This window comes from Nostoc sp. (assembly GCF_036916975.1).
Taxonomy (GTDB): domain Bacteria; phylum Cyanobacteriota; class Cyanobacteriia; order Cyanobacteriales; family Nostocaceae; genus Nostoc.
Map to the genome: position 1 here is coordinate 15,662 of NZ_JBALFF010000080.1, position 23,315 is coordinate 38,976.

The 23,315-nt window shown below is 41.7% G+C and carries 21 protein-coding genes and 3 pseudogenes; 17 read left to right on the forward strand and 7 right to left on the reverse strand.

Annotated elements, in window-relative coordinates:
* Nucleotides 1–79: 79 nt before the first annotated feature.
* The 4 genes and pseudogenes from V7K73_RS19685 to V7K73_RS19700 form a co-directional block, all read left to right on the forward strand.
* The gene (locus V7K73_RS19685; RefSeq protein WP_334882249.1) at nucleotides 80–295 is read left to right on the forward strand and encodes a hypothetical protein; all 216 of its coding nucleotides are present in this window, start codon (nucleotides 80–82) and stop codon (nucleotides 293–295) included.
* Between the two features lie 47 nt (nucleotides 296–342).
* A complete protein-coding gene (locus V7K73_RS19690; protein ID WP_334882250.1) occupies nucleotides 343–1,725 on the forward strand; it encodes an aminopeptidase P family protein in 1,383 nt (460 codons plus the stop codon).
* Between the two features lie 70 nt (nucleotides 1,726–1,795).
* Nucleotides 1,796–1,993, forward strand: a pseudogene (locus tag V7K73_RS19695) (hypothetical protein); the annotation flags it as partial.
* Nucleotides 1,994–2,175: 182 nt separating this feature from the next.
* Nucleotides 2,176–2,463 (forward strand): annotated as a pseudogene (locus V7K73_RS19700) (hypothetical protein); the annotation flags it as partial.
* Nucleotides 2,464–2,474: 11 nt separating this feature from the next.
* On the opposite strand, the gene V7K73_RS19705 reads toward V7K73_RS19700, so the two are convergent.
* The gene (locus V7K73_RS19705; protein WP_334882251.1) at nucleotides 2,475–3,104 is read right to left on the reverse strand and encodes a Uma2 family endonuclease; all 630 of its coding nucleotides are present in this window, start codon (nucleotides 3,102–3,104) and stop codon (nucleotides 2,475–2,477) included.
* A gap of 86 nt (nucleotides 3,105–3,190) precedes the next feature.
* Nucleotides 3,191–3,862, reverse strand: coding sequence for a Uma2 family endonuclease (locus V7K73_RS19710; protein WP_334882252.1), 672 nt, complete (start codon nucleotides 3,860–3,862; stop codon nucleotides 3,191–3,193).
* A 275-nt stretch (nucleotides 3,863–4,137) separates the two neighbouring features.
* Here V7K73_RS19710 and ffh point away from each other — a divergent pair, with 275 nt between their 5' ends.
* From ffh to V7K73_RS19735, 5 genes are all read left to right on the forward strand, one after another.
* Nucleotides 4,138–5,604, forward strand: coding sequence for a signal recognition particle protein (gene ffh, locus V7K73_RS19715; RefSeq protein WP_334882253.1), 1,467 nt, complete (start codon nucleotides 4,138–4,140; stop codon nucleotides 5,602–5,604).
* A 120-nt stretch (nucleotides 5,605–5,724) separates the two neighbouring features.
* Nucleotides 5,725–5,991: a 30S ribosomal protein S16 gene (rpsP, locus tag V7K73_RS19720; RefSeq protein ID WP_100900058.1), complete on the forward strand. Its 267-nt coding sequence runs from the start codon at nucleotides 5,725–5,727 to the stop codon at nucleotides 5,989–5,991.
* Complete coding sequence (locus tag V7K73_RS19725; protein ID WP_334882254.1) at nucleotides 5,948–6,388, forward strand: KH domain-containing protein; 441 nt, start codon at nucleotides 5,948–5,950, stop codon at nucleotides 6,386–6,388. Before rpsP ends, V7K73_RS19725 begins: the two co-directional genes overlap by 44 nt.
* 256 nt (nucleotides 6,389–6,644) lie before the next feature.
* Nucleotides 6,645–7,598, forward strand: a complete 954-nt coding sequence (locus tag V7K73_RS19730) for a PhoH family protein (protein WP_334882255.1) — start codon at nucleotides 6,645–6,647, stop codon at nucleotides 7,596–7,598.
* Nucleotides 7,599–7,723: 125 nt separating this feature from the next.
* A complete protein-coding gene (locus V7K73_RS19735; RefSeq protein ID WP_334882256.1) occupies nucleotides 7,724–8,128 on the forward strand; it encodes a ChuX/HutX family heme-like substrate-binding protein in 405 nt (134 codons plus the stop codon).
* Nucleotides 8,129–8,133: 5 nt separating this feature from the next.
* On the opposite strand, the gene V7K73_RS19740 is transcribed toward V7K73_RS19735, so the two are convergent.
* Nucleotides 8,134–8,472 carry a carbon dioxide-concentrating mechanism protein CcmK gene (locus tag V7K73_RS19740; RefSeq protein ID WP_334882257.1) on the reverse strand — a complete coding sequence of 113 codons (339 nt, stop codon included), beginning with the start codon at nucleotides 8,470–8,472 and terminating at the stop codon, nucleotides 8,134–8,136.
* A gap of 317 nt (nucleotides 8,473–8,789) precedes the next feature.
* Here V7K73_RS19740 and V7K73_RS19745 point away from each other — a divergent pair, with 317 nt between their 5' ends.
* The gene (locus tag V7K73_RS19745) at nucleotides 8,790–9,590 is read left to right on the forward strand and encodes a DUF6816 family protein (RefSeq protein WP_334882258.1); all 801 of its coding nucleotides are present in this window, start codon (nucleotides 8,790–8,792) and stop codon (nucleotides 9,588–9,590) included.
* Nucleotides 9,591–9,679: 89 nt separating this feature from the next.
* A pseudogene (locus V7K73_RS19750) lies at nucleotides 9,680–11,499 on the forward strand (ABC transporter ATP-binding protein).
* Nucleotides 11,500–12,085: 586 nt separating this feature from the next.
* Here V7K73_RS19750 and V7K73_RS19755 read toward each other — a convergent pair.
* Nucleotides 12,086–13,042, reverse strand: a complete 957-nt coding sequence (locus V7K73_RS19755) for a hypothetical protein (RefSeq protein ID WP_334882259.1) — start codon at nucleotides 13,040–13,042, stop codon at nucleotides 12,086–12,088.
* Between the two features lie 500 nt (nucleotides 13,043–13,542).
* Here V7K73_RS19755 and V7K73_RS19760 point away from each other — a divergent pair, with 500 nt between their 5' ends.
* Nucleotides 13,543–15,654: a M3 family metallopeptidase gene (locus V7K73_RS19760; RefSeq protein ID WP_334882260.1), complete on the forward strand. Its 2,112-nt coding sequence runs from the start codon at nucleotides 13,543–13,545 to the stop codon at nucleotides 15,652–15,654.
* A 1,005-nt stretch (nucleotides 15,655–16,659) separates the two neighbouring features.
* Here the strand turns inward: V7K73_RS19760 and V7K73_RS19765 are convergent.
* Entirely contained in the window at nucleotides 16,660–16,932 is a 273-nt protein-coding gene (locus V7K73_RS19765; RefSeq protein WP_334882261.1) for a GlsB/YeaQ/YmgE family stress response membrane protein, read from the reverse strand.
* A gap of 647 nt (nucleotides 16,933–17,579) precedes the next feature.
* Nucleotides 17,580–17,834, reverse strand: coding sequence for a hypothetical protein (locus V7K73_RS19770; protein ID WP_334882262.1), 255 nt, complete (start codon nucleotides 17,832–17,834; stop codon nucleotides 17,580–17,582).
* A 235-nt stretch (nucleotides 17,835–18,069) separates the two neighbouring features.
* On the opposite strand from V7K73_RS19770, the gene V7K73_RS19775 reads away from it, so the two are divergent.
* Nucleotides 18,070–18,702 carry a bifunctional 4-hydroxy-2-oxoglutarate aldolase/2-dehydro-3-deoxy-phosphogluconate aldolase gene (locus V7K73_RS19775; protein WP_334882263.1) on the forward strand — a complete coding sequence of 211 codons (633 nt, stop codon included), beginning with the start codon at nucleotides 18,070–18,072 and terminating at the stop codon, nucleotides 18,700–18,702.
* A gap of 112 nt (nucleotides 18,703–18,814) precedes the next feature.
* On the forward strand, nucleotides 18,815–19,327 hold the full coding sequence (locus tag V7K73_RS19780) for a L,D-transpeptidase (protein ID WP_334882264.1): 513 nt from the start codon (nucleotides 18,815–18,817) through the stop codon (nucleotides 19,325–19,327).
* Between the two features lie 48 nt (nucleotides 19,328–19,375).
* Here V7K73_RS19780 and V7K73_RS19785 read toward each other — a convergent pair whose 3' ends face one another.
* A complete protein-coding gene (locus V7K73_RS19785; RefSeq protein ID WP_334882265.1) occupies nucleotides 19,376–20,578 on the reverse strand; it encodes a helix-turn-helix transcriptional regulator in 1,203 nt (400 codons plus the stop codon).
* Nucleotides 20,579–20,764: 186 nt separating this feature from the next.
* Here V7K73_RS19785 and csx18 point away from each other — a divergent pair, with 186 nt between their 5' ends.
* The 3 genes from csx18 (at nucleotide 20,765) to cas2 (ending at nucleotide 22,974) form a co-directional block, all read left to right on the forward strand.
* Nucleotides 20,765–21,040 (forward strand): CRISPR-associated protein Csx18, encoded by a 276-nt coding sequence (gene csx18, locus V7K73_RS19790; RefSeq protein ID WP_334882266.1) that lies wholly within the window; start codon nucleotides 20,765–20,767, stop codon nucleotides 21,038–21,040.
* Between the two features lie 654 nt (nucleotides 21,041–21,694).
* The gene (cas1, locus tag V7K73_RS19795; RefSeq protein WP_334882267.1) at nucleotides 21,695–22,687 is read left to right on the forward strand and encodes a CRISPR-associated endonuclease Cas1; all 993 of its coding nucleotides are present in this window, start codon (nucleotides 21,695–21,697) and stop codon (nucleotides 22,685–22,687) included.
* Nucleotides 22,688–22,692: 5 nt separating this feature from the next.
* Nucleotides 22,693–22,974 (forward strand): CRISPR-associated endonuclease Cas2, encoded by a 282-nt coding sequence (gene cas2 / locus V7K73_RS19800; RefSeq protein WP_334882268.1) that lies wholly within the window; start codon nucleotides 22,693–22,695, stop codon nucleotides 22,972–22,974.
* The last annotated feature ends 341 nt before the right edge of the window (nucleotides 22,975–23,315 follow it).

Sequence of the window (23,315 nt, forward strand, 5' to 3'; positions counted from 1 at the left end):
ATTTATGCCATATACAGTACCTGATAAATTAGGAATACAATCTCTAAAACTGGGGTCAATGTCAAAGCAAAACGGAAACATGACCAGAAAAATTTTCAGAAGCATCTTTGCTGCTGTCAACTTGGCGCTAATTTCTGGAGGATTAATTAGTTGTGGTGTTAAAGTACCGCAGCCATCTGCTCCAGATGAGCAACAAAAACCACTCCTACAGCCTAAGCAACAGCCTAAGCAGGTAAAGCAGAATGACAAAGATAGCGATCGCAAGGATAATAAACACGATGACGATAACGACTAAATAAAGGCAAAGCTATAATCTTTACCCTTCTTTTTGAGTTTCTATTTATGCTGATCCAACAAACTTCTACTTCCCTAATCGATACTTTACGCCACCGTCGGCAACAACTAGCCAACCTGATTGATTTTCCCGTAATTCTGTGGTCAGGTAGCAACAGTCCGCGCAACTTTGCTGCAAATCCCTTTCCGTTTCGCGCTAGCAGTCATTTCCTCTATTTTGCCGGACTGCCATTATCAAATGCAGCAATTCGCCTAAAAGCGGGTAAGCTAGAACTATTCTTCGACGATCCATCACCCAGCAGCGCCCTTTGGCATGGAGAAATGCCAACGCGCGAGGAAATAGCCGAGAATATTGGGGCGGATGTGGCAAGGCCAATGGCAGAATTAGGGTCTTGGGTAGAAGATGCCGCCACACTTGCTGTACAAAATGCAGCTACTTGGACGCAACAATCGCAGCTATTAAATAGATGGATTTTACCACAAAGTCCTCCCGAAGGAATTGATTTGAAGTTAGCTAAAGCGATCGCTTCTCTCCGCCTCACTCACGATCAAGCTGCATTAACCGAGTTGCGAAAAGCTGCTGCTGTTACTGTTGAGGCGCACAAAGCTGGTATGGCAACAACACCAAAAGCCAAGCTAGAAGCAGAAGTTCGGGCAGCGATGGAAGGGGTAATTATTGCCCACAATATGACTACCTCCTATAACAGTATTGTCACCGTTCACGGTGAAGTTTTGCATAACGAACACTATCACCATCCCCTACAACCAGGTGATTTATTACTTGCCGATGTTGGCGCTGAAACTGAGATGGGTTGGGCTGGTGATGTCACTCGAACGTGGCCAGTTTCCGGTAAATTTTCATCTACCCAAAGAGATATTTATAATGTTGTGCTGGCAGCCCATGATGCTTGCATTGCCAAAATACAGCCTGGTGTAGAGTATGGGGAGATTCATCTACTAGCTGCCACAGCGATCGCTGAAGGTTTAGTAGAGTTAGGCATTTTACAAGGAAACCCTGAAGATTTAGTAGAAATGGATGCCCACGCGGTGTTTTTCCCTCATGGTATCGGTCATCTACTGGGTTTAGATGTTCATGATATGGAAGATTTGGGTGATTTAGCAGGGTATGAAGAGGGACGTTCTAGGAGCGATCGCTTTGGCTTAGGCTACCTTCGTTTAAATCGTCCTTTGCGTCTAGGAATGTTAGTCACAATTGAACCTGGTTTTTATCAAGTACCAGCAATTTTAAATGATGCGAATGTTCACTCAAAATATCAGAATGTGGTGAATTGGCAGCGTTTATCTGAATTTGCTGATGTGCGCGGAATCCGCATCGAAGATGATGTTTTAGTTACCGCAGAAGGTAGCGAAGTTTTAACAGCCGGATTACCGAATGATGCCGAGACGATAGAAAATTTAGTAGGTTGTTAAATAATTCGTAATTCGTAATTCGTAATTCGTAATTCGTAATTCGTAATTAATCTGTGCAACAGCTTACCTTATGAGAAACAAAACCATAGGATTACTACTGGGCGGAGTTATTGTCAGCTTCGGACTATTACCATTATTAGCTCAAGCACAGCAGGCGGTTTCTGATACCCAAGTTGCGGCGATGGTAGAAGCATTGCGACAAGCTGCACCGCAGACAAAAAACCCCAACGATGGATATTACAGCGAATGGCAAGTTAAACCAGAAACCCTCAAAGCAGGGCTATTTCATTCTAAAATGTGACGTTTTCAAAGTTCCTCTCCCAGACTTGGGAGAGGGATTTAGGGTGAGGGCAAAAACTACGGTTCTCAACTTAAATCGCGTTTAAATTCTTATTTTTCTGAAAAAGATTCCTAAAAACTGCCGTAAAAATAGAATGAAATAGCCCTGCCCTCAAAGGCTGGACAAAAACTTGTCTCAAACGAGAACTGACACCGACGCAGTTTGAAAATAGCCCTGCGATCGCTCGCCAAGTTGTATCATGTATCACGCGCCGTGAGTTAACCAATCAGTTTCGCGCCACCAACAATAATGAAATTGCATCTGTGCGTGGTGCAGCTTGTTGGTGGATGACTGGTAGCTATACAGGTTGTGACAAAGGCTTCACTGCTGAGTATGTACAAAAAGTTGTCCGCTTTTATCAACAACAACGTTCAAAACCAACAGCAACTCAATCATAAAAATTTTGATATTAAATTTGGCTTTTCACCCATTGGCGAAATTCTTTAACTAATTCCAAATAATCTTTTTCTCCCACCTGCTCTAAAAAATTAGAAATCTCTGTTAATGGCAGATTGGGAAATGCTAAACTCCGTTCAACAGATATATATTTCTGATTTTGTAAAATGTTAATACTAAAATCATTACCATCATATCGCCAGATTTCAGGCACACCCATATCAGCATAGACTTCAAAGCGATTTTTAGAGCTGCTAGTAATATCAATTTCCACTACCAAATCTGGTGGTCGGTCTTGCGTTAAATCTATTCTTTTTTTGCCTCTGATTACATTAATATTTTCAATGTAAAAGCATTTGTCTGGTTCTGCACCACTAAGTTGGGGAAGTTTAAAAGTAGTAGAACCAAGGCAGTCAATTCTCACTTCTAGTTCTTCTGCTAGAGTTTCGACAAATCGACCCACAATTTCTTTGTATCTTTCATGTTCAGGTGAAGGAACCATAATTTCTAAAGTACCTCGATTGTAAGTAAGCCGGAGGCGGCGACTAGTACTAAGTTCAGTGAGCAAGTTTTCATAAGTTTGCCAACTGATACCCGATAGGTGGACGATTTCTGTGGATTGAAGCAGTGTGTTGCTAGTCATAGCTATCTAAGAGTATTTGAGAAGTTTTTGGGTGCTAAGGAATAATAGTAATTTTGTAATTTTGAATTACGTTTAGCTCATTAATTTCAATCAATCTTACTTCTAACCCAGTTGCGAAAATCACTCACCAACTCTAGATAATCTTTTTCTTCAACCTGCTGTAAAAAATCAGCAATTTCTGTTAGAGGCAAATTAGTAAACGCTAAACTTTGGTCAACAGCTATATATTTGTCATCACGTAAGATATTTATACTAAAAATAGTACCATCATAACGCCAAATCTCTGGTACACCCATATCAGCATAGACTTGAAAACGATTTTTGGAACTGCTGGTAATATCAATTTCCACTACCAAATCTGGCGGCGGATCTTGTTGCAAATTAATTCTTTTTTTGCCCTTAATGAACTTGACATTTTTAATGTAAAAGCATTCATCTGGTTCTGCACCACTCAGTTCTAGAAGTTTGAAAGTAGTAGAACCAAGGGGCTGAATCTTAACTTCTAACTCTTCCGCTAGAGTTTCGACAAATCGACCCACAATTTTTTTATAACTTTCATGTTCAGGTGAAGGAACCATGATTTCTAAAGTACCTCGATTGTAAGTAAGCCGGAGGCGGCGACTAGCACTAAGTTCAGTTAGCAAGTTTTCATAGGTTTGCCAACTGATACCCGATAGGTGGATGATTTCTGTGGGTTGAAGCAGTGTGTTGCTAGTCATAGCGATATGTGATGTAGGTTCTCGCTGTACAATAGCCATTCTTAGCCTGATTGTAGTTTAAGCTCAATCTTCTATAGGACTTATGCAAACAGGCAGTAAAATCCTTGATTTTCCGTAGGGGCAATTCATGAATTGCCCTTACATTTGGTATCTGATGCGTAAGTCCTATTCTATAAAGGTAGCTATCTGGTTGCTACAGTCGCGGTGAAAAATACTAAGCTGGTAAATAGCACGTTTAAAATTTAGCGGAAATTCGCGGTCGCATTCATCGGCGGTTTAGAATTCTCCATTGGCGAACTACCTGTAATTACATTATGTTTGATGCATTATCTGACCGTTTAGAATCCGCCTGGAAAAAACTGCGGGGACAGGACAAAATTTCTCAATCCAACATTCAAGATGCATTGCGCGAAGTGCGCCGCGCCTTGTTGGAAGCAGATGTCAATCTCCAGGTAGTCAAAGATTTTATTAGCGAAGTCGAAGCCAAGGCACAGGGAGCCGAGGTGATTACCGGCGTGCGACCTGATCAACAGTTCATCAAAATTGTTCACGATGAACTAGTACAGGTGATGGGAGAAGAGAATGTTCCCATCGCATCAGCCCAGGAACAGCCTACTATTATTCTCATGGCTGGGTTGCAAGGTACTGGTAAAACCACAGCTACGGCTAAGTTAGCCTTACATCTGAGAAAATTAGATCGTAGCTGTTTGTTAGTGGCGACAGACGTATATCGCCCAGCCGCGATCGACCAGTTGGTGACCTTGGGTAAGCAAATTGACGTACCAGTATTTGAACTAGGAAGCGACGCAGATCCCGTAGAAATTGCAAGACAAGGTGTAGAACGCGCTAGGGCAGAAGGTGTAAACACAGTAATTATTGATACTGCTGGTCGTCTGCAAATTGACGAAGACATGATGGCAGAATTAGCCCGGATCAAAGCAACTGTCCAACCCCATGAAACTTTGTTGGTGGTGGACGCGATGACTGGTCAAGAGGCAGCTAATCTTACCCGCACCTTCCATGAGCAGATCGGAATTACTGGGGCGATTCTCACCAAGATGGATGGTGATAGCCGTGGCGGTGCAGCCCTTTCAGTGCGAAAGATTTCGGGAGCGCCGATTAAGTTTGTGGGCGTGGGTGAGAAAGTCGAGGCACTGCAACCGTTTTATCCCGATCGCATGGCATCCCGAATTTTGGGAATGGGCGATGTTCTCACCCTGGTAGAAAAAGCCCAGGAAGAGTTTGACTTAGCAGACGCTGAGAAAATGCAGGAGAAAATTTTGTCAGCAAAGTTTGACTTTACTGACTTTCTCAAGCAGTTGCGGATGCTAAAGAATATGGGTTCTCTGGGAGGCTTCATCAAGATGATTCCAGGGATGAACAAGCTCTCAGACGATCAGCTAAAGCAGGGAGAAACCCAGCTGAAACGCTGTGAGGCGATGATTAACTCCATGACTCGCCAAGAACGCCACGACCCCGATTTATTAGCCAGTTCTCCCAGTCGGCGACGGCGGATTGCTTCTGGCTCAGGTTATAGAGAGTCAGATGTGACTAAACTGGTGGGTGATTTCCAAAAAATGCGATCGCTCATGCAGCAAATGAGCCAAGGTGGCTTCTCTGGAATGCCGGGAATGTTCGGCGGTGGCGGCATGGGCAACGCCTTCGCAGGTGCGGGCAATCGTCCCGCAGCCCCCGGATGGCGAGGTTATGGTGGTGACGCCACAGGCACGAAAAAGAAAAAACCCAAAGATAAAAAGAAAAAAGGCTTCGGTAATCTTTAGTTATTGGGCATTGCTAATGACAAATGACTAATGACTAATGACTAATAGCACCAAATGCTAGACGAGTGCTAAAATTAGCATTTCGGCATACTTACCAATTAGGAGAATGATTCTTCAACCATGATCAAACTGCGCTTAAAGCGATTCGGTAAAAAGCGGGAAGCAAGTTACCGCATTATCGCCATTAACAACCTCGCTCGCCGCGATGGTCGTCCCCTAGAAGAGTTGGGATTCTACAACCCCAGAACCGATGAAGTGCGACTAGACGTTCCCGGCATCGTCAAGCGACTACAACAAGGCGCTCAACCCAGTGACACCGTCCGTCGCATTTTAGTAAAAGCCAATGTTTTTGAACAGGTCAGTGCCACACCTACAGCCGCATCATAATTCGGGAACAATATCCCCAACAGCTAGTCCCAACTATGTTGGGCTGGTTCGGTTTTTAGTGCAGCCGTTTTTGGAATCTCCAGAGACTTTAAGCGTCGATTGTGAAATTTCTCAAGCCCTCAACCGGGCTTGGATTCGCATCGCTTTTGAAAGCACGGATAAAGGGAAAGTGTTTGGTCGAGGGGGACGCAATATTCAGGCGATTCGTACAGTAATTGCCGCAGCCGCAGCCGCATCTGGGCAATCAGTATACCTGGATATTTACGGCAGCACTACGCCAGACCGCGAAGGTATGTCTTTTGATGAAGAGACAGAAGAGCGATCGCCACCGCCGACTAGGAGAGAACCGCGTGGAAATGATGGGCCTAAACCCATTGTTAAACCCCGCCTCCGCTAGTTTAAAACTAGAGAGCAAGTCTGAGCGGTTGTGGTTACCTCCGCTCAGAATTTTTGTAAAGATGGAAAGTGGCAAAAAGATTTTTGGATCTTTTTTTGAACTCTTCACCAGTAGGGGCGTACAGCTTTATGCCCCTACGACGATTCATTTGTTGCAAAAATTTTTCCAAAATGTAATTAATAAAAACGTAATTTCGCCAAGGGCGAGAAAATATTAAGCTTTGTCAAACACAGATCCTCACGAATTAAGAAATCCTATGGCAGGTGCCTTAACAATTCAGCTGCCCAATATTGCCAGTGCGATCGCTCTTGCAGGAGATGGAGAAGAAAATCTCAAAATGCTATCTCGGCAAACAGGAGCAACTTTAGTGCTACGCGGACAGGAATTACTGATTTCTGGTAGCGTTGGGGAAATTGATCTGGCTTCTCGATTAGTGCGATCGCTTGAAGACCTCTGGATTAAAGGCAATACTATTTCCAGTGCCGATATTTTAACAGCCCATCAAGCCATAGATAGCGATCGGCAAGGGGAACTGCAAGATTTACAGCGAAATGTCCTCGCCAAAAGTCGCCGGGGTGAAGAAATCCGTGCCAAAACCTTCCGCCAACGTCAATATATCGACGCACTCCGTAGGCGCGATCTCACTTTTGGTATTGGCCCTGCTGGTACCGGCAAGACTTATCTCGCTGTTGTTGTCGCCGTGCAAGCACTTCTTGCTAACCAGTTTGAAAAGCTAATTTTAACTCGCCCTGCCGTCGAAGCTGGTGAAAAACTTGGTTTTTTACCTGGAGACTTACAGCAGAAAGTTAATCCCTATCTTCGCCCACTTTACGATGCTATTTATGATTTCATCGACCCCGAAAAAATACCTAGCTTAATGGAACGCGGTGTAATTGAAGTCGCACCACTTGCCTATATGCGGGGACGCACCCTCAATAACGCCTTTGTAATTGTCGATGAAGCGCAAAATACTACACCCGCTCAAATGAAAATGGTTTTGACTCGTTTGGGTTTCCGTTCGCGGATGGTGATTACAGGCGACATGACACAAACTGATTTGCCACTTCACCAACAATCGGGTTTAGGAGTAGCTTTACAAATTTTAAAACCCGTTGAAGGCATTGCCTTTTGCGAATTTTCCCAAAAAGATGTAGTGCGCCATCCTTTAGTTCAGCGCATTGTCGCTGCTTATGAACAATACGAAAAATAGTCATTGGTCATTAGTCAAAAAACTAATCAATGACGAAGGACGAAGGACAAAGCGCAAAGTCGGAGCGGAGGTTTCCTCCGATCATAACTTTGTAAGAGGGGACAAATAACAAAGGATAACAATTTATGAGTACTACTTTGAAAGAATTTTTAGCAGCTTGTGAGACTTTAGGAACTTTGCGTTTAATTGTTACTAGTAGCGCTGCTGTATTAGAAGCACGGGGCAAAATTGAAAAGCTATTTTATGCAGAATTGCCTAAAGGTAAATATGCTAATATGCACACCGAAGGTTTTGAATTTCACTTGAATATGGACAAAATTACTCAAATAAAATTTGAAACAGGTGAAGCGAAGAGGGGGAATTTTACAACCTATGCTATTCGATTTTTAGATGATAAACAAGAACCTGCTTTAAGCATCTTTTTGCAATGGGGTAAACCTGGCGAATATGAACCCGGACAGGTAGAAGCTTGGCAGACTCTAAAAGATAAGTATGGTGAAGTTTGGCAACCTTTAGCAGCAGAAATTTAATACAGCTAAACTGATAGGGGTGGAGGAAATCGGATATCTGCACTGAACTGCTCCACATTAACGCTGCGATGAATCGGTAAAACATATTCTAAATTTTCGTGGGGGCGGGGAATAATATGATAAGAAATCACCTCGCCGCCGTGAACTCGCAGCACTGCCTTTAGTCCTGCTGTCATCGCCACATTCACCTCGCCTATAACCCCCCGAATTAACACAGTAATTCGTCCCAAATCAGTATTTTCATAACTAACAAGAGTGACGCGGGCAGCTTTACACATGGCATCTCCCACTTCCACTGCTGTGGGAACGCCATAAACTTCAATCATGCCTAGTGCCAATGTCATGCCATCACCATACAAAAAAATAAAACTCTATGATTACCTTGTCACTAATACCATTTATTGGTGAGGCTGCGCTAATATTATCAGTGAGTTGACTCGTCCGATTCCAAATCTAGGGCTGATAAGATGGAGCGGTACTGTGACATCTATTAACTTAGGTGTTAAGTAGGTAGGCATAATTAAATATAAGATCAAACCTCACCCTCAATCCCTCTCCAAAATATCGGAGAGGGAAGCCGGAGGCAGGGTGAGGTTTTATACTTAATTTGACAGATTAATTTTTAATCAATAAATAATAAACGTTAAATATAAAATTGCTAATGTTTTTTATAAAAGCGATTTGGAGTTTTTGCTTAATTGCTTTTTTCCTGCTATGGAGTGGAGAAGCTGAAGCCGGAGAGTTATATGAACGGTTAGCAAATTTTCCTCAATGGGAAAAATTAACTTCAGTACAACCGGCTTCGGGTGATTTGGTTTACCCTGAATGGATGGCTGGTACTTGGCAAGTTACAAGTACTTTGGTAGATTTAGCTGCACCTTTAGCACCAGATATCATAACGCCAGGATTTGAAGGTAATCGCCGGCAATTAAATCAGCCTGTGAGTTTTGTAGTAAGATTTGTCAAACAGCAACCATCTATTAATAGGTTAAAAATATTACCTCAGATAGATAAAAAATCCCCAATTTTAGTAGCAGATAGAGCGTTTAATAGCTTGAATTTGGCAAGAGCTTATTTAGGGGATGAAGCAGTGTTATTAGTCAAAGTAGATCCAGATTCACCTAATCGTCAGATTACGTTCTTGCGTAGCAGTCGCCAACTAGTTTCTATTGTGACTGCACGGGCTACAGAAACTACCCATCAGGGTAAATTCATCACTACAGAAGTGTTTCAACAACTATTCAAAGGCGGTTCACGCCCCTATTTAAACTCTGTAGAATCTACCACCGCTTATCATAAACTTGCAACAGCTAATCCGGCGATTGAAGCAGATCAAGTTACTGCTGTCTATCTTTCACCCCAAGATCCAGATTACTTTAAAGCTGGTTCTCGACCAGTTGCTCTCTATCGCTATCGCCTAGAATTTATCCCCGCACAAATGCCTACTACTCCAAAGGAGTGATTTAAATCTATAGCCCTTGACTAACCTTGTAATACTCTTGTAGTATATAAATTCCAAGTTTACGATCGCGCTCTTGGACGGTGTGCATCATGGCCAAATTTCAAGATATTGTCAATTACTTCGCTCTGACTGGAAGCTAAGTGTTTTTAGTATTGCAGCATCCGGCATTTACGAAATTATTGATTTGGTTGTCCCTTATGCGATTGGGCAGATTTTAAACGTTTTGTCTGCTCAACCATTGGATAAACCACTTCAAAGTGCGATCGCAACTTTTTCAGAGATTACGAATTACCCAGCTAATAAAACTCTAACTTTGGGTGTATTAGTAGGTTTAATTTTCGTTGTCACCGTAGTGAGAGCGCCGACACAACCTTGGTTAACCCATTGGTTTCATTGGGGTATAACCTTAAGGTTGCGTCGTCAAAAAGCCCAAATGGCTATAGAAAAAATTCTTACTCTTCCACTAGAATTTTATGATGAAAATAACCCTGGACGCATTGCCGGAAGAATAGCTAGAGGTATTTCTAACCACACTTTTACTTACCCCGAAATTGCCGGACAATTGATTCCTAAACTAATTCGTGTGTTGGGAATTTTTGTATTTATCTTGATGATTGAGTGGCGAATTGCGATTTTATATCTAATTTCCTTTGTGTTTATTCTTAGCTTTACTTTGAAATATTTAAGGCGACTGATTTGGCACGAAACTATTCTAGATAAATATGGAGAGGATACGGAAAGTCGCAATTCTGAACTAATCACCAACATCAAAACGGTAAAAGCATTTGCTACAGAAGCTAAAGAACTGAAACGGCAAAATCAACGTTTAGATCGTGAACTAATACTGGTTGAGTATCGCATCCACAAAGGTTATGTAAAACTGGCTACTTGGCAAAGGACTATAATTCAATTGTGCGTGTTTGCTATCCTGGGTTTGACTTTAGCCGCAACAGTAGACGGAAGAATTTCTCTGGGTCACTTTGTCATGACCTTAACTCTTTCTAGCATGGCTTATGCTGAATTAGAACCTATTAGCAATTTGGCAGAAGTTTTTGCGCGTCGTTATTCTCCTATGCTGCGGTTTCACGAATTTTTGCAACAGCCAACTGCATCTGATTCAGCTAGCCTTTTAGAAGAGAGCAACCAGACAGAATCACCTTATAAATTTACTGGAAAAGTTGAGTTGTCACACGTCAGTTTTGGATATGATGCCAACCGTAAAGTTTTACAAGATATTAACTTGTTGATTGAACCATACCAAACAGTGGCATTAGTGGGGCGTTCCGGTTCTGGTAAGTCTACTTTAGTGAAATTGCTGTTGCGATATTTTGAACCTCAAGAAGGGCAAATTCTGATTGATGGTCAAGATATTCGCACTTTAGATGTAGGTAAGTATAGACGAAGATTAGCGATCGTTCACCAAGAAGTAGACGTTTTCAACGGTACTATATTGGATAACCTCACCTACGGCAGACCAAATGCTACTTTGGAGCAGGTTCAAGAAGCCTGTAAAATTGCCAGAGTCGATGAAGTAGTGGAGCATTTACCCAAAGGTTATTATACCGTCGTGGGAGAACGCGGTGTCAGGTTATCTGGAGGACAAAGACAACGTTTAGGAATTGCTAGGGCGTTGTTAGTGGAACCAGACGTACTGATTTTTGATGAAGCAACCTCTAGTTTAGATTATGAGTCTGAGCGTTCAATTCAGCTAGCGATGCGATCGATTCAGGGTACTTGCACCACCATTGTTATTGCTCACCGTTTAAGTACAGTGCGAGAAGCCGATAAAATTGTAGTTCTAGAGCAAGGAAAGATTGTAGAAGTGGGTAGCCACGATGAACTTTTGCGTCACGAGGGTATTTACCGCCGCTTGCACTCCCTGCAAGAAACAGGAGAACTTCTGAGTTAGACGAGATACGGATTTTGAATTTTGGATTTTGGATTGACTCCACGAATCAATCTGCTTGATTAAATCGACCTTATTGTGTTGTCATACCATTTCTTTGTGAGGCTGCGCTAAACCCTTTTAACTTCTTTCTTTCTTTCTTTCTTTCTTTCTTTCTTTGTGTCCTTTGCGTCCTTTGCGGTTCGTTTTTCTTTCTTCTTTCTTGTACTTAAATATGGTTTAGCGAATCTTCATACAGAATCGGTATCAATAGGGTCGATTTTTTTGGGAGCATCCGAATGAGAGCTTAAATCTTTTCCCTCACCCCCAGCCCCTCTCCCTTCAGGTGGGAGAGGGGAGACATAATTCTAGTTCCCCGAATCCCATGTTTGGGATTCGGGGTTAGGGGATGAGGGCAAACACAAAGTTTTTGCACCTGACGGGATGCTCCCATTTTTTTTAATTGTTCCCAATAGTATTTGGTACAAAAATCGAAATTCTGAGCCACCAGTCATGATGTATACAATATGTGATAATAGATTTTAAGTAAAAATCATTGTCTAGTGAATTATGCCTGCTCAGTAAATCGAAGTTTTCTAATAACAAAAAACTAAGATTTACTCTTATCTGCTTCTTTTTGCGCCGCCTCACTGTATTTCTTATATAGTTGAGTACGAATCTTGGCTTCCTGATAACGGCTGTGGTTTTGTGGTACCGTCCCCATTAAATCTGAAGCCCGTTGCCACTTAGCGGCTATCTCTAACCACTGAGTTGAGACTGTGGCTGTTTTACCAGATGCAGAAGCTTGATTGGCAATTCGCACGGCTGTGGCGAATTGGTCATCAGACGAGTCAGAAAGGTTATTCTTAGCAGGACTAAGGGGTGTTTTAACTTTTCTATCGCTCGGATTTTCTGGAGTTAAAAATTTAGAAGTTTGTAATTGCATTAGGTTTATCAGGTTATTACCTAACTGGGCATAAACAACCCAACTAAGTAATAACAGTGAACATAAACCAGCCGCAGCTAATATCTTTTTTCTATGCTTATTTTTATGTTTTTCTTTGTTAATAAGTACTAAAGGACGAGAGACTTGAGTTTTAGGAAAATTTGGCTTTGCTAGTTCAGCTTGAGCTTCTGTGAAATCTGTAATTAATTGCTTTACAATATTAGGTTGAATTAACGTAATTTCTTGTGACCAAAGCAATTGGTTGTCGCGATCGCTATCTATTTCCTTTAACCAGAGTAATTGTTGTTCCCGAACAATCCGACTGTTGATATTGACTCGCCGAATATAACGCGGGGCGATGGAATCAAGAATTTGCTGGATTTGTTCTACGAGGGGAGATTGCTCAAGTTGCTCTATCTTAGCCGCCTCGCACAGAAGTTGTAAGACACCATCAGAAAAAATGGCTCTAGTTCTGACACCAGACTTGGCTAGTTTTTCGTTCAATAGCTGAATAATCGCAGCAACGCTACCTTGGTGAGCTTGCCAAACGATATCATTTATCCGGTCTACCACCTTAAATTTAGTGATAGTTCTTCCACCCTGACTGATTAACGTATTCATTAATTTAGGGACTCTTTTCTACTGACCTTGATCTTGTTTTCGATTTTACGAGTAAAAAGATGAGTTGCCAAATAAAATCATAAATATATAGCCTCACTTTTCGGTTCGGCAAGGACGCTCGATCGCACTAACTCACTTGGATGATCTCACGCCTTGATAGCGTGGGATTCTTGAAATTAAACTGCGCTTTTAGGATAACGCCCATGCTGGCGGATGCGCTACCTGTTCATAGTACATTAATGATGCCTTTTTGCGTAGGCGTAGCCCGCCATAGGCATCGCCTTTATCAGGTTTAGGTAGGAGAATGGCGTGTCAAGCCGTCAGATATTGTTCACAAACTAAACAAAATTGCTGTATCGGGAGACTTTTGTGAGGAATTATCGGTTTTTTTGCCTTTTTGTCATAATGGCAACACTAACTAGCACTGCGATCGCTACATTAGAAGATATATAAATCAAAATCATTGTTGATTTTTATCCGTTCGTAGTTCACACAAAACCATGAGTGCAAGTACCATTATTTCCGACAATCCCTTACTCCAAGGCACTGGTTTACCTGCCTTTGCAGAGATTAAACCAGAACGAGTAGTACCAGCCTTCAATCAGTTGTTGGCAGAACTCGATCAGCAACTAGCCAGCTTAGAGGCTAATTTAGAGCCTACTTGGAGTGGTTTAATAGAACCCTTAGAAAAGCTGACAGAACGGCTTACCTGGAGTTGGGGGGTGGTGAATCATTTAATGGGTGTTAAAAATAGCCCAAAACTGCGCGAAGCTCATGAAATCGTCCAGCCACTAGTTGTACAGTTTATTAACAAGCTGGGTCAAAGCAAACCTATCTATAATGCTTTTAAAGCACTCCGTGCTAGTGATAGTTGGGCAACTTTAGAATTAGCCCAACAGCGCATTGTAGAAGCCGCCATTCGAGATGCAGAACTTTCTGGTGTTGGCTTAGAAGGAGAGGCTAGAGAGCGTTTCAACGCCATCCAAATGGAGTTAGCAGAACTTTCTACCAAATTCTCTAACCATGTACTTGATGCCACTAAAGCCTTCAGCTTAACCCTAACAACACAAGCGGAAATTGACGGTTTACCACCAAGCTTAGTGAGTTTAGCAGCCCAAGCTGCTCGTGCAGCTGGCGAAACTAATGCCACACCAGAAAATGGCCCCTGGCGGATTACTTTAGACTTCCCCAGCTATGGCCCTTTCATGCAGCACAGCACCCGTCGAGATTTGCGCGAAAAGCTCTACAAAGCTCATATCACCCGCGCTTCTGCTGGCGATTTGGATAACAAGCCCTTAATTGAGCGCATTTTAAAGTTGCGCCAAGAACTCGCAGATATACTAGGCTTTAAAAGTTTTGCCCAATTGAGCCTAGCGAGTAAAATGGCTCCTAACGTTGAGGCAGTCAACGCCCTATTAGAAGAACTACGCCGCGCTAGTTATGATGCTGCTGTCAAAGACTTGGCAGAACTCAAAGCTTTTGCAGCAGCACAGAAAGCAGCAGAAGCTGAAGATTTACAACATTGGGATATCAGCTTTTGGGCAGAACGCCAACGAGAAGCAAAGTTTGCCTTTACCTCTGAAGAATTGCGTCCCTACTTTCCTCTTCCCCAAGTGTTAGACGGCTTATTTGGACTAGTCAAGCGGCTATTTGGCGTCAGTGTCACCTCTGCCGATGGTCAAGCGCCAGTATGGCATGAAGATGTCCGTTATTTCCAAATTGCTGATGAAACTGGTTCTCCCATAGCCTACTTCTACTTAGACCCTTACAGCCGTCCAGCAGAAAAACGCGGCGGTGCTTGGATGGATGTGTGCATCAATCGAGCCAAAATCACTGAAAATGGTGTCACTGCCATCCGCTTACCTGTAGCTTATTTGGTGTGTAATCAAAGTCCTCCCGTAGATGGTAAACCTAGTTTGATGACTTTTTATGAAGTAGAGACTTTGTTCCACGAGTTTGGTCATGGATTGCACCACATGCTCACCAAGGTTGACTATACCGGAGCCGCAGGCATCAATAACGTGGAGTGGGATGCAGTGGAATTACCTAGTCAGTTTATGGAAAACTGGTGTTATGAGCGACCCACTTTCTTTGGAATGGCGAAGCATTACCAAACTGGTGAAGCCCTACCGGAGCATTATTATCAAAAGCTGCTAGCGGCACGTAATTATATGAGTGGTACTGCCACGTTGCGGCAAATTCACCTGAGCAGTCTTGATTTAGAACTACACTACCGCTATCGCCCTGGTAGTAATGAAACTCCCTCAGATGTGCGTCATCGGATAGCCAAGACTACTAGCGTTTTACCGCCACTTCCAGAAGATGCAATTTTATGTGCTTTTGGACATATTTTTGAAGGTGGTTATGCAGCAGGCTATTACAGTTACAAGTGGGCTGAGGTACTAAGTGCTGATGCTTTTGCCGCTTTTGAAGAAGCTGGGCTAGAAGATGAAGAGGCTATAAAAGCTACAGGTCGCCGTTATCGAGATACGGTGCTAGCACTTGGTGGTGGTCAGCATCCAATGGAGGTGTTTAAAACTTTCCGGGGTCGTCAACCAAGTACGATCGCTTTGCTCAGGCACAATGGTTTAGTCAGTGCTGCTGTAAACTAAACTGACAATTCAGGCAAAATTCTGGTTAGGTAAAAAAGCTAACCATTAACCTAACTCTCCTAATCCCTTTCCCGATGCTCTAAGGCTACGGTGTACACACAAGTCTTGTCGCAGCCATATCTTTATAGGGATAAACCCCGTCTTTAACAAAGTTTGGGGGTTTAACTAGTTCCGTGGGTTTAAGTCCCCCGGTTCTAAAACCGGTAAGTAATGCGATTGGGGTTAAATCCCCCGAAGTTTTGTGGACGGAAACCGTCCCCACAAACTTCTCTTCATTACAAAACTTAATTACGAATTACGAATTATTTTAATTCCCCACCAAGACAGGCAGCACGTTTTGTGTCGGGGTTAAATCCCCGTTACAAAACGTAATTGCGAATGGGCGAAAAAGCGAATTGGTTTAAAGACGGGGTATTCGTTGTAAATCTCGTACTGCGTTTCTATCCCGCCTCGGAATTTATTCCGAGTCTCATAGCTGAAGTCCACTTAAGTGGACTCAACGAACAATTTAGTCCACTTAAGTGGACTTCAGCTATTAGCCTTGCACTTGAGTGCGAGGCGGGATGTCGGTGAGTGTGACAGTTTAACTCTGGCAAAAATGTGAAAGAGTTGAAACGTATGTGGACAGCACTTCTGTCTACACCGTAGCCTACAAAAAGAGAGAAATAGAAGTGAGGTTTTCCAGATGACCTGAATTGTCAGGTTAACTAAACAATTATTTTATTTCTCAATAATCAAAAAAATAGCGCCAACCTATAATTAAGGCAGCGCTATTTTTCGGATTTAATTTGGGAGCATCCCATTTTTGCCAAAAGACACAGGATTGCTACAAAAACTCTGTACAAACCTCTTTTATTTGCGTCCTTTGCGGTTCGTTATTTCATTCTTCACCTAAGTACAAATATTCTATAAAAATAAACTTGCACATTAGGGATGCTGCCTTTCATTCACAATAGTTAGATTTATTTTGTAAATTCCCCTCACTTCTTATGTGCATTGTTGCTTTTATACAGCACTGCGACGATTTAATAAGTTCCACAGGAAAACTGCAATAATTGCACCAAGAACTGCTAACCCAATACCAGGAATACTAAGAGTAGGGGCTGCTAAAGTTAACGTTCCTGTACTGAAGAATACGCCTAAGCTACCGCCAATAAAAGCACCGATGATTCCTAGTAAGATTGTTCCTAGAATTCCGCCACCTTGATGTCCGGGGTAGATAGCCTTAGCGATCGCACCAGCAATTAGACCTAAAACAATCCAAGCAAGAATATTCATTGTTATTAATTCGGTAAACGTTTTTTACTCACAAATACATATTATCAATCTTGATTTTTCGTTCCATCTACCATCAGAATTAATCATTAATAACCATAAGGAAGAGTTTAATTACAACTCTTTTTAATATGTACCACCATTAAGCTAGATAATCAATTAAAAAAAAGCTCCTAGCAGGTCTTCAACTAGGAGCTTATTTATCAAACTATTGCTTGGTAATTGCAGTATATGCGTTTTTAATTAGCTCTCTCTTCTACTAAAAGAATTAAGCTGAGTTTTTAAAGACTGTCTCTAAAGTAATGTAAAGGAAGCAAAATTAGGCGATGTATAGGACGAGCGTAAGTAGGTCGGCGAGAAAAAACTAACCTATGTAACTAAAAGTAAAATCTCTATATTTGGCTCAGGGCTATTTCATTCTAGATATAAACCGCCCAGAACTGAAGTTCTTTGACTTTTAGCTAAAGTCCGTTAAAACGGACTATAACCTTTTTTCAGTCGTCTAAAGACGACTTTCGCTATACGCCTGGTGAATTTATTCTGAGGCGGGCTAGATGAGAATGAAATAGCCCTGATATTTGGCTCGTAGTTGCGCCCTCTTGCGCTTTAGCCCAACTACAAACCAGTGATGATTATTTGCGCCGACTTACTTAGTCAATGACTCGATGGCTGAAAAATGGAAACACTCGGCGATAAAACCAATGCATACTTAGAAAAATTAGACTCACTAAAGTTAGCAACATCACCCCTAAAATCGTTCCGTATGCCTTAGTCCGCCACCAAAATCCGTTTATTTGTACTGCACCTAGTCCGACAAGCTTCCACAGGCTGCCTATTTCCATGCTTTTGGAATCATCAATGGTAATTGGTGAATATCCTGCTGTATTTTGTCGTGCAATGGTCATTTTAATTACTCCTTTAGTTTCAAAAACTCAGGTATTTAGTTTAATTTACGGTAAACCGATAAGATTAGTGTTGTTTATAATATCTCATAACATTGATATAAGAAGCAAGTTTAAGAGCCGATCGCAGTTACTATGTCACGCTTGTATTGGGGAATAGGGACTGGTGAATGGGAAAATTTGCTTGTATTAGCCCAATCCCTAATCCCTAATCCCCCATCCCTAATTCCCAGTCAAAATGCCTAATCAAATTTGGTTATCACAATTGCAAAAACATCGAGCGATCGCAGTCATCCGCGCCTCTAAAATCGAAGTGGGACGCGAAATGGCAATGGCTGTAGCATCGGGGGGAATGCAGTTAATTGAGATTACCTGGAATAGCTCGCGGGCTGGAGAATTAATTACTCGACTACGTTCAGAATTACCAGCCTGTACTATTGGCACTGGTACGCTATTCAACGTGCAACAGTTAGAAGAAGCGATCGCATCTGGGGCGCAATTTCTTTTTACACCCCACGTTAATCCCGCAATGATTCAAGCAGCACAAGAAAAAAATGTACCGATCATCCCAGGAGCTATGACTCCTACAGAAATTGTTACCGCCTGGAGCCAGGGCGCTAGTTGTGTAAAAGTGTTTCCCGTGCAAGCAGTGGGAGGGGTAGATTATATTAAAAGTTTGCAAGGGCCACTAGGTGAGATTCCCTTAATTCCGACTGGCGGCGTGACTTTAGAAAATGCCAAAGAATTTTTACAAGCCGGAGCGATCGCTGTCGGTTTGAGCGGGGAATTATTTCCCAAAAAGCTTGTCACAGAGGGGAATTGGCAAGCGATCGCATCTGGGGCAAGAAAGCTGATACAACAGTTAAGTTAACTTAGAATCAAATATCAAAAGTTCACGTCTATTAAAGTAATAGATAGGGAAACAAAACTGAAAACTGATAAGTTTCTCAAAACCCCATGATTTGAGTGTGAGTGTATCTAAAATGAAAAAACTGTATCCTGACTGGGTGCGTCACTTAAAAATACTCCTTACTGGTACAGCACTGTCCTTAAGTGTTTTTACTACTACTGGAACGAGTCAAGTTTGGGCGAATACTAAAGAGCAAGTAATTGCCCAAACAATCCAGACATTACAACAATCAGATCAGCGGTGGATTCAAATTGATCTTTCAAAGCAACGATTAATAGCTTGGGAAGGTGACAGAGTAGTTTATGGGAGTGCTATTTCCTCTGGCAAAAAAGGCACTCCCACTCTTATTGGTACTTTTAAAATTCAATCCAAGTTCAAAACTACGCGGATGCAGGGAGAAAACTACGATGTTCCCAACGTTCCTTATGTGATGTTTTATCAAGGTAGTTATGGTATTCACGGTGCTTACTGGCATAAAAGGTTTGGCACTCCAGTTAGCCACGGCTGTATAAATCTCGCACCTAAACATGCTAAATGGCTATTTGAGTGGGCATCGGTAGGGACACCAGTAGTTATCCAGAAATAGTAGGTGCAAGCAAAATTGAGTTACAGCTGCTGTATCACAAAATTAGGCTTAAGCATCCTGAACAGAAATTGCATATTGAGATAGTAAAGCATGAGCGGCTTGACGATGTTTTTCTACCAAATGAGGCGGAGAAATAACTTGGGCGCTGTGCATATACCGATAAACCCAAAGACTAAACTCATCAATAGAGCGAGGCGGCAGGGTAATTTGATAATCTACATAGTTAAGATTACCAGTAGTTTCATTTTTTGAACCAGGAATAATTTTTTGCTTGAGGTGACGTAGTTCTCCTTCTTGAATGAAAGCTGTAACTGGAGGAAAAAAACGCACTTTTAATGTCAAAAATTCTAACTGTCCTTGTAGCTCTAACTGCTGCTCTGGAGGTTGACCTAAATACAAACCCCAGCCATTTTGTAGCAGTTCATAAGCTTTGTTAAGACTATTTTTTTGTGCTTCTAAACCTCTACCTAATCCATTATTCAAGACTTGGCAGTAATTTTTAAAGCGGTTTAGCCGTCCAATTGCTAAATGTCCATTTTCGGAGTGTTCATAAAGCAGATACCAAGCAATATCATGATAAATTAACTGCAAAGGAACTACCTGTAAAAGTCCAATCCGACTATTGCCATAGAGATCACTAGCACGAGAAATTTCTATCGTCTGTCCTTGACTAATGGCTGTTTCTAGTAGTGGTAACAGGTGAAATAATGTATTACGGTTCTCTCCCTGTGCAGCCATTTCTTCTGGGTCTGTATAAACTATGGCGCGGTTGAGATGCTGTCTGACAGGGTAAAAAAACTTACCCTGTAGTTCCATGTCTAATCCCCGTAATCTTTTGCTAAGTGTTTCACAAATTCGCCTTAACTGCGGATCTCCTTGAAATTTGGCTTGGGATGCCAAAGCATTAAAGGCTACTTTTAATTCTGTCTGAGACATGGCACCAGTACCCAAATAATATCCCCAACGATACATTCGGCGTTCTAAAATGCCATAGCTGCGCAAAGTTTCTAAATCTTTTCGCAGGGTGGGTATAGCAGGATAATCTTCTGGTAATTCTATTCTAGACTTGAGAGCTAATTGTTGTAGGGATATTTGCACTTGAGTAAGTGCATCGTGTTGTTTGTCATGATTGGTGTTGATTAAATCGGGACTACCTATACCTGGATTCTTCAACAAAGTTGTAATTAGCAACATCAGGCGTTCAAAGGATAGGCGTTCTGTGTATGGGTGAGATATGGATTTTTTGGGCATGAAAAATTAGAAAATATTACTAGTGTGAGTAATAATATAGCCTACTACCTTTATCTACAACAGTTATAGCCTGATTTTGGTTGCAGAATAAATTATTTTCTTTTGCTGGCTTCTTGCTTATTTAGGGGATAAGGTAGTTAGTAATGATACGGCATATTTATCTCTGAATAAGTCATATTTTTAACTATGTATATTTCTCGTCGCGGTGCTAAATTACGTAATGCTTTGGTATCTATTTTTAATGGAAGCGTTACTCTCGTGATTTTGCTAATTGCTCCTTTGGGTTTAATGGCAGTTATTATTAATACTGTGTTAGTAACTTTCGCTACTTATGTTGTTTCTAATGTCGCAGATAGAGTAATTACAGCGCTGGAACCTGAACAGAACGCAGAGTTAACAGGTTCGTCTAGGCAAAAAAATCGTCATTTAGGGAAATCTGCTCTCCAACGATGGTGGCGGTAACAACCTAACTTTCTAAATCCCTCGATAAATTGGGAGACTTTGAGAGGTTTTTGCCCCCCTTAAAAAAAGTGGGATGCTTCCGATCAAAAGCCTGTGGGAAAATTTAAAAAGACTTGTCTGTAAGTAAGTGGGCGCAAATAATCATCACTGGCTCGTAGTTGCGCTTTAGCGCTAAAGCTTTAGTCCTCTCTTGGAGACGCTACGCGAACAAATGAGGGCTGGAGCCGCTCACTACGAACTAATTTCAAGGTTTTTTACATTAGTTAATATAGTTTTAATTATTCTCACCGACTTACTTAGGGCTATTTTATTCTATACATAAACCGCCCAGAACTAAAGTTCTAGGCTGATAGCTAAAGTCCGTTAAAACGGACTAAGCTAAACCACATCTAGTTTGCATAATTTGAAATTTTACATTTCTTGTGGGGTGGGCAACACGAGCGCCCAATATATGCAAGTTAAATGTGGAACAGCTTATAACATGAGTCTCAGTCATCAAAAGATAAATGAGTGCTATAAGAGAGGTGAATTCATTCTGAGGTGGGCTAGATGAGAATGAAATAGCCCTAACTTAGGCGCTCTAAAAGGTTATTTGAAAAGCCTAATTGATTATTCGCCTAATACTATAACAACAAATTCATAATTTATAATTCTATGCGGACTCTCTACGTTTGTGGGCAAAATTGTTATGTATGTTTGCAGCAGGAGACTTTGGTGGTTAAGCAAGGAGACACTATTTATGGTGAAGTGCAGTTACCTTTATTAGAACAAGTTCTGATTTTTGGTAAGTCGCAAGTTAGTACCCAAGCAATTCGTGCTTGTCTATGGCGAGATATTCCCATTACTTATTTATCGCGTATGGGTTTCTGCTATGGCAGAATTTTACCCATCGCTAGGGGATATCGCCAATTATCTCGCTATCAGCAGCAATTATCACCTGTAGAAAAGTTAATTTCTGCCCGTGCGATTGTACAAGCAAAGTTAAAAAATAGTCGGGTGTTGATGCGACGACAGCGAAAAAGGCTAGAATCTCAGATTATAGAAAATGTGCTACAAAGTCTTGATTATTTGGCTAACCAAGCGGCGGAGGCTGATTGTGTTGAAAGATTGATGGGGTTTGAAGGTGCTGGTGCTGCACAGTATTTTTCTGCTTTTGCTGAATGTTTGACTAATAAAGATTTTGTGTTTACTGCGCGTAGCCGTCGTCCTCCAGGAAATCCGGTAAATGCAATGTTGAGTTTTGGCTATCAGGTTCTTTGGAACCATTTATTAGCATTGATTGAAATTCAAGGACTTGATCCTTATTATGCTTGTTTGCATCAAGCACATGATGGTCATGCGGCGCTAGCTTCTGATTTAATTGAAGAATTTCGCGCCCCAATTGTAGATTCTTTGGTGTTGTGGCTAGTTAATAGTAAGGTGATGAATGCTGAAAAAGATTTTGATTATCGTGATGGTGGATGTTATTTAAATGATTCTGGACGGCGAAAGTATCTTCAAGCTTTTTTACAAAGAATGGAGGAAGAAATTCAAACCGATTCTGGGGAGAAACAACCGAAATGGGATTTGTTGACGCAGCAGGTTAAGGCATATAAGCAGTTTGTTTATAACCCTAGCTTAGTTTATCAGCCTTATCAGATTCGTTAGTTTATATGTTTTTGTACGTGGTGGCTTATGATATTCCTTGTGACAAACGCCGTAAAAAAGTATCGAATTTATTAGAAGGTTATGGTCAACGAGTTCAATATTCGGTGTTTGAATGTCGTTTGTCTACTGATAAATATAACGAACTGCGTCGTCGGCTTAAGAAAATAGTTAAGTTGGCTGAAGATAGTTTAAGATTTTATCCTCTGTCACGTCATACTTTAGAACAGGTGGAATGTTGGGGGGTGGGGCCGCCTGTTACAGAACTTCCAGGTTCGGTAATTATTTAGCTTGTTTGCGAGGGGGTCTGGAAATCGCGGAAATGCTGATTGTATCGTTAACCCCCTCGCCGCCTTATATTGTAAGGGTTTCAAGGATTTTTTTTACTGATGTTTTTGATTTGGCTGTCTCAAATTCTGACCCCCTCGCAAACCGCCTCTGGACTCTTTGCTGGATAAGGGTTTAAAATCTAGGGGTCTCCACTCGCTGGAGAAACTAATTGAATGGAAACATTAAAGCGGAAAGTATAGGATACGCCAGTTTTCAGTCTCCACTCGCTGGAGAAACTAATTGAATGGAAACAAGTAGCTAATCGGATTTATCGCGAGGTGTTTAATGTCTCCACTCGCTG

Excerpts from the sequence above, each read along its gene's own strand:
- csx18 (WP_334882266.1), top strand. The coding sequence starts at position 20,765 with ATGTATATTTCTCGTCGCGGTGCTAAATTACGTAATGCTTTGGTATCT.
- V7K73_RS19785 (WP_334882265.1), bottom strand. The coding sequence starts at position 20,578 with ATGCCCAAAAAATCCATATCTCACCCATACACAGAACGCCTATCCTTT.
- V7K73_RS19745 (WP_334882258.1), top strand. The coding sequence starts at position 8,790 with ATGTTTTTTATAAAAGCGATTTGGAGTTTTTGCTTAATTGCTTTTTTC.
- V7K73_RS19685 (WP_334882249.1), top strand. The coding sequence starts at position 80 with ATGACCAGAAAAATTTTCAGAAGCATCTTTGCTGCTGTCAACTTGGCG.
- V7K73_RS19775 (WP_334882263.1), top strand. The coding sequence starts at position 18,070 with ATGCCTAATCAAATTTGGTTATCACAATTGCAAAAACATCGAGCGATC.
- rpsP (WP_100900058.1), top strand. The coding sequence starts at position 5,725 with ATGATCAAACTGCGCTTAAAGCGATTCGGTAAAAAGCGGGAAGCAAGT.
- V7K73_RS19705 (WP_334882251.1), bottom strand. The coding sequence starts at position 3,104 with ATGACTAGCAACACACTGCTTCAATCCACAGAAATCGTCCACCTATCG.
- V7K73_RS19730 (WP_334882255.1), top strand. The coding sequence starts at position 6,645 with ATGGCAGGTGCCTTAACAATTCAGCTGCCCAATATTGCCAGTGCGATC.
- V7K73_RS19725 (WP_334882254.1), top strand. The coding sequence starts at position 5,948 with ATGTTTTTGAACAGGTCAGTGCCACACCTACAGCCGCATCATAATTCG.
- V7K73_RS19770 (WP_334882262.1), bottom strand. The coding sequence starts at position 17,834 with ATGACCATTGCACGACAAAATACAGCAGGATATTCACCAATTACCATT.
- V7K73_RS19760 (WP_334882260.1), top strand. The coding sequence starts at position 13,543 with ATGAGTGCAAGTACCATTATTTCCGACAATCCCTTACTCCAAGGCACT.
- V7K73_RS19765 (WP_334882261.1), bottom strand. The coding sequence starts at position 16,932 with ATGAATATTCTTGCTTGGATTGTTTTAGGTCTAATTGCTGGTGCGATC.
- V7K73_RS19755 (WP_334882259.1), bottom strand. The coding sequence starts at position 13,042 with ATGAATACGTTAATCAGTCAGGGTGGAAGAACTATCACTAAATTTAAG.
- V7K73_RS19780 (WP_334882264.1), top strand. The coding sequence starts at position 18,815 with ATGAAAAAACTGTATCCTGACTGGGTGCGTCACTTAAAAATACTCCTT.
- cas2 (WP_334882268.1), top strand. The coding sequence starts at position 22,693 with ATGTTTTTGTACGTGGTGGCTTATGATATTCCTTGTGACAAACGCCGT.
- ffh (WP_334882253.1), top strand. The coding sequence starts at position 4,138 with ATGTTTGATGCATTATCTGACCGTTTAGAATCCGCCTGGAAAAAACTG.
- V7K73_RS19710 (WP_334882252.1), bottom strand. The coding sequence starts at position 3,862 with ATGGCTATTGTACAGCGAGAACCTACATCACATATCGCTATGACTAGC.
- cas1 (WP_334882267.1), top strand. The coding sequence starts at position 21,695 with ATGCGGACTCTCTACGTTTGTGGGCAAAATTGTTATGTATGTTTGCAG.
- V7K73_RS19740 (WP_334882257.1), bottom strand. The coding sequence starts at position 8,472 with ATGACATTGGCACTAGGCATGATTGAAGTTTATGGCGTTCCCACAGCA.
- V7K73_RS19690 (WP_334882250.1), top strand. The coding sequence starts at position 343 with ATGCTGATCCAACAAACTTCTACTTCCCTAATCGATACTTTACGCCAC.
- V7K73_RS19735 (WP_334882256.1), top strand. The coding sequence starts at position 7,724 with ATGAGTACTACTTTGAAAGAATTTTTAGCAGCTTGTGAGACTTTAGGA.